We start from the raw sequence: 9358 nt of genomic DNA, 5'->3' as shown, positions 1-9358 counted from the left end.
AATAATCATATCTTTTATTATAACATATATTGTAGGCCATCAATACAGCAACGAACAGTATTTCTCGTATTATCTTCACACCAATCTATGCTAAATTGAGGATATGTTTCTTGGAAATATAAAATATTGCGATTTTTAAGGCCTCGTACCTTTGATGTCAGGTTTCTAGGATAAGAAATCAGTATCTTATGTTTCGCTAACTTATTCGTATTATTCGCATGAGTTCTACATTCAACCTTATGGCTATAGTGATTAACTGATGGTGAAATATGATATGCATACTGGTTCTCTAAACAGCGTTCTGAAGAAAAGTGTTCATCAAAACATCTCTCAATACGCTGTTTATACTGTTCATTTATTACAAGCTCACCCATAGCTGGCTCATAAGGGCCAGCTACCAAACTATTACCCGAGTCGAGCTCTTCACTACTTTGTAATCCAGTGCGTATAACTTCAATATTATGTTCTTCAAACCATTCTTTTAAGAATGCACAATATGTAATAGCTTGCTCAGTACTTAATGGTTCGTATTCACCAGATCTATATTGATCTGCTAGTTCCGTATTTTCTATAACAAGAACAGGATAGATTCGTACAAAATCTGGTTTTAATTTAACTACAGCAATAGCGGTTTCTAGAATTGTTTCCCAAGTTTCACCCTTTAGGCCTGGTAAAAGTTGCACGCCCACTGTCATTCCTCGTTTTTTTAATCTTGCTACAGCCTCTACTACCTCTTCTGCAGTGTGACCGCGCTTAGCATCGACTAAAATATCATCATTCATAGACTGTACACCAAGCTCTACTGTTTTTACCGCATAAGACTGTAACAAAGTAATTGCTTCATCACCTACAGCATCAGGCCGTGTAGAGCAGCGTATACCATCAATTATACCGCTCTTAAGCATCTCAGAAGCTGGAGCTAGTAATTGATGTTGTAAATCTGTATGGATAGCTGTAAACGATCCACCATAAAAGGCGACCTCCCAATACTTGTCGTTTCGTTTACTACCTACATACTCTGTAATCGTATCTTTAATATAAGCCGGTGTTAAGTGACTAATACCAGATTGGCCTGTAATACGAGATTGATTACAAAATGTACATACATAAGGACACCCTACATGAGGTATAAAAAAAGGAATCATTCCAAATGGTTTCATAGTCACCCTCCCTTCTTATATAAAATCATATTAGTTAAAAATCTTATATGTTAATACATTAAAATCCATGTATTTAATGATTGTGATATGTAATTAATATATTAATATATAAGATTTTATATATGAAAATCGCTAAATAAATATATGTATTATTCTATATACCATTATACAGAAAAAAGCGCCATTAGGCGCTTTTCTATTTGGCCATTAACTGTTCTAATGTTAATTGAGCCGCATGTTGTTCTGCAATTTTTTTACTTTTACCAGAGCCTGCCTCATAAGTAACACCATCAATTTCTACAACCATATGAAAGGTTTTTGCATGGTCAGGGCCACTTTCACTGAGTAAGCGATAAACGATATGTTTATCACCATCTCGTTGTACATATTCTTGTAACAAAGTTTTATAGTCTTTGCCACGCTTACCTTCTAAGGCTTGTTTGATATACGTAATGAGATGCTTTAAAACGAAGTTCATCGCCGTTTGATAATCTGTAGAAATATAGATAGCGCCGATGAGAGACTCAAAGGTATCCGCTAAAATAGAATTACGATCATTACCACCAGAAGCTCGTTCGCCATGACCGAGCAATAAATATTGTCCTAGCTGCAAAGAACGACTTACAGATGCTAAAGAATCCTCACATACTGTAGCGGCCTTGATTTTCGTCAAATTACCTTCGGCCATGTCTGGATATGTCTTAAATAGGTATTCCCCAATAATAAGATCCAAAACAGCATCGCCTAAAAACTCTAATCGCTGATTGTGATTAATATGCTTTGATTTATGTTCATTCGCATAAGATGTATGTGTAAAAGCACAATCTAAAATGGATATATCTGACACAGGTATGTCTAAACGAGCAACAAGCCCATGAAGAGCTTCTTCACGAGCTTGTGTCATCTTACTCTTATGCGCTTCAACAGCTACCATTAGTCCTCATAACGGCGTACGCAAAGTGTACCGTTATGACCACCAAAACCGAAAGAGTTGGAAAGAGCACATTTAACTTGAAGATCACGTGCACCTTCGCGAACATAGTCTAGATCCAAACCTTCATCAGGATTGTCACAGTTGATTGTAGGATGAACTTTACCAGTCTCAATTGCCATCGCCATAACGATAGTTTCAATAGCACCAGCAGCACCTAACAAGTGACCTGTCATGGATTTTGTAGAGTTAACAGCGATGTTTTTAGCATGATCGCCGAATAATTCTTTAATAGCCAATGTTTCATTTTTGTCGTTAAGACCAGTAGATGTACCATGAGCATTGATGTAGTTAACGTCTTTAGGATCGATACCTGCATCTTTAATTGCCAATTCCATACATTTACGAGCTTGTACACCACCTGGAGCTGGTGCAGTAATGTGGTAAGCATCGCCATTAGTACCATAACCTACAACTTCAGCGTAGATATGAGCACCACGAGCTTTTGCATGTTCTAATTCTTCAAGAACAACGATACCAGAACCTTCACCCATTACGAAACCGTCGCGATCGCGGTCAAATGGACGAGATGCTTTTGTTGGTTCGTCATTGCGTGTAGACATAGCTTTCATAGCTGCGAAACCAGCTACAGCTGCTGGAGATACAGCTGCTTCAGTACCACCAGCAAACATGATATCAGCATCACCACGTTGGATTATACGGAAAGCATCGCCAATAGCATTTGTACCGGAAGTACAAGCTGTTACGTCTGTAATAACAGGACCTTTAAGGCCAAGACGGATGGATACACGTGCAGATGTCATATTTGCAATCATCATAGGAACTGCAAATGGACTTACACGGCCAGGACCTTTTTCGAATAATGTTTCATATACTTCATGGATAGAGTCGATACCACCAATACCAGTACCAACTACAGTACCACAACGATCTAAATCTTGTTTATCCAAATCAAGATCAGCATCTTCACAAGCAAGAACAGCAGCACCAATAGCCAATTCTACAGAACGGTCCATACGACGAGCTTCTTTCTTGTCTACGCCATAGTTTGTAACATCAAAATCTTTTACTTCACCAGCAATACGCGTTGCATATTCAGATGCATCAAAGCGTGTAATTGGCCCAATACCAGATTGACCTGCCAATAACGCATTGTAAAAGTTCTCTTTACCGATACCTACAGGAGTCACTGCCCCTAAGCCAGTAATTACTACACGTTTTTCCAATTATTCCACCTCTTATAGCTATACAGCCCTTTTAAATTAATCAATCTCTGCTACTTGCTGTTTGAGTTGAGCAAAGATATCTTTAACTGGCATAATCTTGTCGACTTTTCTCATATTATTGCCAGAGAACACCAAACCTGTTTCCACATCACCTTGTTGTGCACGAGAAAGAGCACGGATGATACAGAATTTATGGGAACAATGTTTTAAACAGTTATCACACACCGTTGGAGGTGCTACAGTACCGTCTAATACAGATTCAGCAAATTTATTTTTAATTGCTTGTCCAGGTAAACCTACAGGACTTTGAATTAATACAATATCCTCAGGATTAGTAGCCCGTACATACATTTTTTTCAATTCATCAGATGCATTACATTCGTCAGAAGCAGCAAAACGACTACCCATTTGAACGCCACTAGCACCTAATTTCAACATTTCTACAATGTCACGACCGTCAAGAACACCACCAGCACCAATAACTGGAATGTTTTTAACAGCAGCTACAACTTCTGGAACGATTTCTCGAGCGGAACGATCCGTACCCAAGTGGCCACCAGCCTCGCAGCCTTCTACGATGACTGCTGCTGCACCTAAACCTTCAGAAATGCGAGCTAATTTTGCGGACGAAACGATTGGTACAATTGGAGTACCAGATTCTTTGCCCATTGCGAACATATCTCTTGAAAAACCAGCACCTGCTACTACAAGATCAATGCCCTCTTCGATGGCAGTTTTTACTAAGCCAGCAAATTGTGTTGCTGCTACCATCGCATTTATACCAATAATACCCGTAGGTGATAATTTTCTAGCTAATTGTATTTCGTATCGTAATTCATCAAACGGCAAACCGGATGCTGCAATAAGGCCGATACCACCTTCATTTGCAACGGCTGCTGCCAAGCGAGCTGTAGACAATCTAATCGCCATACCACCTTGAATAATAGGTACTTTGGCCACTAGATTCCCAATGCGAAGTTCAGGGAGCTTCACTATCAAATCCTCCTGTAAATAAAACCGGTTGGGAGGCCACTCGGCCTCCCGTGCGGCTGAATTGTCAGCTTTACAGCTTATTTAGCAGAATCAATATATTCTACTGTATCCTTAACGGTTTTAATTTTTTCTGCAACATCGTCAGGGATTTCAACATTGAATTCTTCTTCGAATGCCATGATCAATTCAACGATATCTAAGGAGTCAGCGCCTAAGTCGTCGATGAATGTAGAATCAATGGTAACTTCAGCTTCATCAACGCCTAATTGTTCCACAACGATTGCTTTTACTTTATCGAAAGTGTTCATTGGTGGTTCACCTCCTTTCAAAGTGTATTTATATATAGTCTAATTTTGAAACTACATCACCATACCGCCATCTACATTGATGACTTGGCCTGTAATATAGTTAGCAAAATCGCTAGCAAGGAATGTTGCTACTGTTGCTACTTCTTCAGCATCAGCCATACGGCCCAATGGAATTTCAGCAACCATAGCTTCTTTAACTTTTTCTGGCAATACATCAGTCATATCTGTATTGATAAAGCCTGGTGCAATAGCATTAACAGTAATGCCACGGCTCGCTAATTCTTTAGCACAGGATTTAGTGAAACCAATTACGCCAGCTTTAGAAGCTGCATAGTTAGTTTGACCCGCATTACCCATAACACCTACAACAGATGTCATGTTGATAATACGACCAGAACGTTGTTTCATCATGATTTTAGATACTGCTTTAGTTACTAGATATACACCTTTAAGATTGATATCAATAACAGCATCAAAATCTTCGTCTTTCATACGCATCAACAAACCGTCGCGCGTAATACCCGCATTATTTACGAGAATATCAATGTGACCAAACTCTTTATGAGCTTCTTCTACCATAGAAGCAACTTCATCAGCATTGGCTACATTGGCTTTAATTTTAATGGCTTTACGGCCTAAAGCTTGTACAGCTTCAACAGTTTCTTGAGCTGCACCTTCGCTACCGCTATAGTTAACTACAACATCAGCACCAGATTGTGCTAAATTGATAGCTACAGCGCGACCAATGCCACGGGATGCGCCAGTTACAATGGCTACTTTACCCTCTAAATGCATTTTATCGAACCCCTTTCAAAAATTCAAGCGTTTTCTCTAAGGATGCAATGTCTTCAACATTGGCTAATTCCATATCTTTATTGATCTTTTTAGTAAAGCCTGTAAGAACTTTACCAGGACCTACTTCAACGAAACGAGTTACGCCAAAGTTAACCATTTCAGCTACGCAGTCTTCCCACAATACAGGATTAGCAGCTTGTGTAACTAAGGACCCTTTAATATCGTTTGCATTAGTCAAAATTTTACCTGTAACATTTGCTACTACAGGGATTTGAGCATCGCTCACTTGGATTTTATCCAACTCTTCTTTTAAACGAAGAGCTGCAGGTTCCATCAAACGGCTGTGGAATGGAGCACTTACAGGAAGCATAACAGCACGTTTTGCACCTGCTTCTTTCATCTTTTCTGCAGCCGCTTCCACCGCTGCTGTTTCACCAGCAATAACGATTTGGCCTGGGCAGTTAAAGTTAACGGCTTGTACAGAGCCAACAGATGCATTAACTTCATCACAAATTGCAACAACTTGTTCACGAGGCAATGCCAAAATTGCTGCCATAGCACCTTTGCCCAATGGCACCGCTTCTTGCATATATTCACCGCGTTTATGAACAACATATACAGCATCTTTAAAGTTCAATACGCCTGCTGCTACAAGAGCACTATACTCACCAAGGCTATGGCCACCTACGATATCAGGTGTAAAACCTTGTTCTTTAAGAACTTCATAGCAAGCTACGGATGCAGTTAAAATAGCTGGTTGTGTATTAGCAGTTTTAACAAGTTCAGTATCAGGACCTTCAAAGCACAATTTGGAAATAGAATAACCAAGTGCTTCGTCAGCTTCTTCAAAACGTTGTTTTACGATAGGATATGCATTGTACAAATCTTGTAGCATGCCTACTTTTTGGGAACCTTGACCAGGAAAAACAAATGCTGTTTTCATAAGGGCCTCCTTATTTACCAAGACCTTGAAGATTGTTAATTACACGTTCGGTTTCAGCCATAATATCTTTGATGATAGTTGCACATGGTTTAACATCTGTTAACATACCAGAGATTTGACCAATCATTACGGAACCTTCTTTTACATCACCATCAATAGCAGCTTTACGAAGTGTACCAGCACCTAGGCTTTCCAATTCTTCTTTAGAACCACCACTAAATTCAAGGGATTTATATTTATGTGCCAATGCATTATCAATGATACGTACAGGATGACCTGTTGTTAAACCAGTCATAACTGTAGCACGATCTTTTGCTTTCAATACTGCATTTTTATAGTTTTCATGAGCAATACATTCTTCAGATAATACAAAGCGCGTACCCATTTGTACTGCTTGAGCACCCAATGCAAATGCTGCCGCCATACCACGACCATCAGCAATACCACCAGCTGCAATAACTGGTACATCTACAGCGTCTACTACTTGAGGAATCAATGCCATAGTTGTAATATCGCCTACGTGACCACCGGATTCTGTACCTTCTGCGATAATGGCATCAATACCGCCACGCAACAAACGTTTTGCAAGTAATACGGAAGCAACTACTGGAATTACCTTTGTACCGATTTCTTTTAAAGCTGGAATGTACACGCCAGGATTACCAGCACCTGTTGTAATAACAGGAACGCGTTCTTCCACAACTACTTCCATAACTTCTTTTACAAATGGAGACATGAGCATGATGTTACAACCAAATGGTTTGCTTGTACGCTCTTTTAATTTGTGAATTTCATTACGGAAAATATCAGGAGGCATATGACCAGCCCCAATGATACCAAGGCCACCAGCTTCAGAAACAGCTGCCGCTAATTCTGCAGTACCGAGCCAAGCCATACCGCCTTGTAAGATTGGGTACTCAATCTGCAATAAATCACAAATGTCAGTCTTAATCATCTTGATGTGTCCTCCTTAATACCATTTCAAGACAAGGCTAGCCCAAGTTAGGCCTGCACCAAATCCTGCAAACGCAACGTTATCACCGCGTTTGAAACGTCCTTCACGATTAGCTTCGTCCAAAGCTATCGCTACAGACGCGGCAGATGTATTACCATACTTATGTAAATTAACAAATACTTTTTCCATCGGCATATGTAAGCGTTTTGCAGCCGAATCAATAATGCGAATATTTGCTTGATGTGGAATGAAGAAATCTAACTCATTAAGTTCCATTCCAGCACGTTCCAAAGATCTTAGAACCGTACGCCCCATCGTTTTAACAGCAAATTTATATACTTCAGGGCCATCCATATGAATGAATGTTAAACCTTCTTCAACGCGTTGGTCATTGGCAACTACAGCTGTACCACCTGCAGGAATACAAAGAGATGGACCACCAGTACCATCAGCACCCATATCAACACCTTTAATGCCATAACCTTCAGGAACTTCAGATACAACTGCAGCACCTGCACCATCACCAAAGAGGATACATGTGGCACGATCATTCCAATTCACTCGACGAGAAAGAATTTCTGCCCCTACAACGAGTACCTTTTTATATAAGCCAGAGCTAATATAGCTAGCTGCAGTAATCAATCCATAAACAAAGCCGGAACATGCAGCTTGCAAATCATAAGCCGCTGCATTTTTAGCTCCTAAATTCGCTTGTAATACACAAGCTGCTGAAGGAATAATCATATCCGGTGTTAAGGTAGCAAAAATAATCATATCAATGTCTTCTGCGCTAACCTTAGCCATTTGCATAGCTTTCTTGGCCGCCTCAGTTGCCATATAGGATGTATTCATACCTTCCGGTGCAATGCGTCGTTCTTCGATACCAGTACGTTCTCTAATCCATTGGTCATTGGTATCAACCATTTTTTCAAGATCAAAGTTTGTTACTACATTGTCAGGAAGGAAGCTCCCAGTACCAATGATTCCTACCGGTTTACTCATCATAGTCATACTTCAAGGCTCCTTCAATATCCATTGTTTCTCTTATGTGTTGAATAATCTTACGCTCTACTAAATCTCCAGCAATTTCAATAGCAGTCTTTATCTCTTTTGATTTAGAGCTACCATGGGCAATCATAAAGACCCCATTAACCCCTAAGAGTGGAGCACCACCATTTTCTGTGTGATCTAAGCGTTTAGCCATCTTCTTCAAAGCTGGCTTTACGAGCATAGCACCAATCTTAGCAAAGATACTCCCTGCCATGATGCTATCCTTTACTAATTGTGCAAGACCTGTTACTAGACCTTCCGCAAATTTAAGTACCACATTACCTACAAAGCCATCGCATACAACAACATCTACAGCCCCTTTAGGAATATCACGGCCTTCAATATTACCTTTAAAATTGATGGTTTTCATACGTTCCAAAATTGGATATGTGGCTAGAACGACATCGTTCCCTTTTGTGGCTTCTTCGCCAATATTTAATAATCCTACTGTAGGATTCTCTTTACCTAATAAAAGTTTTGCATATTCAGAGCCCATCAAAGCACCTTGTACAAGATGTTTTGGTTTACTATTGGAGTTAGCACCTGAGTCTAACATAACAGTAATACCACTCACTGTTGGCATCGGAGTAGCAATAACTGGGCGATCGACCCCTTTAATGCGACCGAGTCCAAACAATGCAGCTGCTACAGCAGCACCTGTGCTACCAGGAGCAATTACGGCATCGCAAATATTATCACGAACTAAAGATGTCGCTACCACAACAGATGCGTCCTTTTTCTTACGCAATGCTTGTCCTGGATGCTCATCCATACCGATGACTTGACTGGCATGATGTACAGAAATGCGTGGATTCTTAGCTTCATTATTAGCTTCTAATATATTAAAAATTTGCTGCTCATCGCCGACGAGCACCACTTCAATGTGTTCATTTGCTCGTACGGCTTCAATGGATCCTAGTACAGTCTCCAATGGAGCAAAGTCGCCACCCATGGCGTCTATTGCAATTTTCATAAT

10 protein-coding genes are annotated in these 9358 nt (G+C 40.0%); all 10 read right to left on the bottom strand.

Translation table 11 applies throughout. From position 1 onward, the window contains the following. Positions 1–17: 17 nt before the first annotated feature. The 10 genes from ACSV5T_RS06630 to plsX all read right to left on the bottom strand — a co-directional run bounded on the left by ACSV5T_RS06630 (position 18) and on the right by plsX (position 9355). Complete coding sequence (locus ACSV5T_RS06630; RefSeq protein ID WP_438320574.1) at positions 18–1160, bottom strand: elongator complex protein 3; 1143 nt, start codon at positions 1158–1160, stop codon at positions 18–20. Positions 1161–1356: 196 nt separating this feature from the next. Next, complete coding sequence (gene rnc / locus ACSV5T_RS06625) at positions 1357–2094, bottom strand: ribonuclease III (RefSeq protein ID WP_438320572.1); 738 nt, start codon at positions 2092–2094, stop codon at positions 1357–1359. After that, positions 2094–3338 (bottom strand): beta-ketoacyl-ACP synthase II, encoded by a 1245-nt coding sequence (fabF, locus tag ACSV5T_RS06620; RefSeq protein ID WP_295805447.1) that lies wholly within the window; start codon positions 3336–3338, stop codon positions 2094–2096. The genes rnc and fabF overlap by 1 nt, the downstream gene beginning before the upstream one ends. 36 nt (positions 3339–3374) lie before the next feature. Continuing rightward, positions 3375–4331 carry an NAD(P)H-dependent flavin oxidoreductase gene (locus tag ACSV5T_RS06615; RefSeq protein WP_005386972.1) on the bottom strand — a complete coding sequence of 319 codons (957 nt, stop codon included), beginning with the start codon at positions 4329–4331 and terminating at the stop codon, positions 3375–3377. A 77-nt stretch (positions 4332–4408) separates the two neighbouring features. Further along, entirely contained in the window at positions 4409–4639 is a 231-nt protein-coding gene (locus ACSV5T_RS06610) for an acyl carrier protein (protein ID WP_004693441.1), read from the bottom strand. A gap of 51 nt (positions 4640–4690) precedes the next feature. Beyond that, positions 4691–5434, bottom strand: coding sequence for a 3-oxoacyl-[acyl-carrier-protein] reductase (gene fabG / locus ACSV5T_RS06605; RefSeq protein WP_005386974.1), 744 nt, complete (start codon positions 5432–5434; stop codon positions 4691–4693). Between the two features lies 1 nt (position 5435). Beyond that, a complete protein-coding gene (fabD, locus tag ACSV5T_RS06600) occupies positions 5436–6377 on the bottom strand; it encodes an ACP S-malonyltransferase (RefSeq protein WP_438320571.1) in 942 nt (313 codons plus the stop codon). Positions 6378–6387: 10 nt separating this feature from the next. Then, positions 6388–7332 carry an enoyl-[acyl-carrier-protein] reductase FabK gene (gene fabK / locus ACSV5T_RS06595; RefSeq protein WP_438320570.1) on the bottom strand — a complete coding sequence of 315 codons (945 nt, stop codon included), beginning with the start codon at positions 7330–7332 and terminating at the stop codon, positions 6388–6390. Positions 7333–7347: 15 nt separating this feature from the next. Beyond that, the gene (locus tag ACSV5T_RS06590; RefSeq protein WP_438320569.1) at positions 7348–8343 is read right to left on the bottom strand and encodes a beta-ketoacyl-ACP synthase III; all 996 of its coding nucleotides are present in this window, start codon (positions 8341–8343) and stop codon (positions 7348–7350) included. Further along, a complete protein-coding gene (gene plsX / locus ACSV5T_RS06585) occupies positions 8327–9355 on the bottom strand; it encodes a phosphate acyltransferase PlsX (protein WP_295793499.1) in 1029 nt (342 codons plus the stop codon). The genes ACSV5T_RS06590 and plsX overlap by 17 nt, the downstream gene beginning before the upstream one ends. Positions 9356–9358 lie beyond the last annotated feature (3 nt).

This window comes from Veillonella sp. ZSJB6 (assembly GCF_051549505.1).
In the GTDB taxonomy this organism is placed as follows: Bacteria; Bacillota; Negativicutes; order Veillonellales; family Veillonellaceae; genus Veillonella.
Note: the sequence above shows the minus strand (reverse complement) of the source record. Positions and strands in the feature narration are given on the sequence as shown.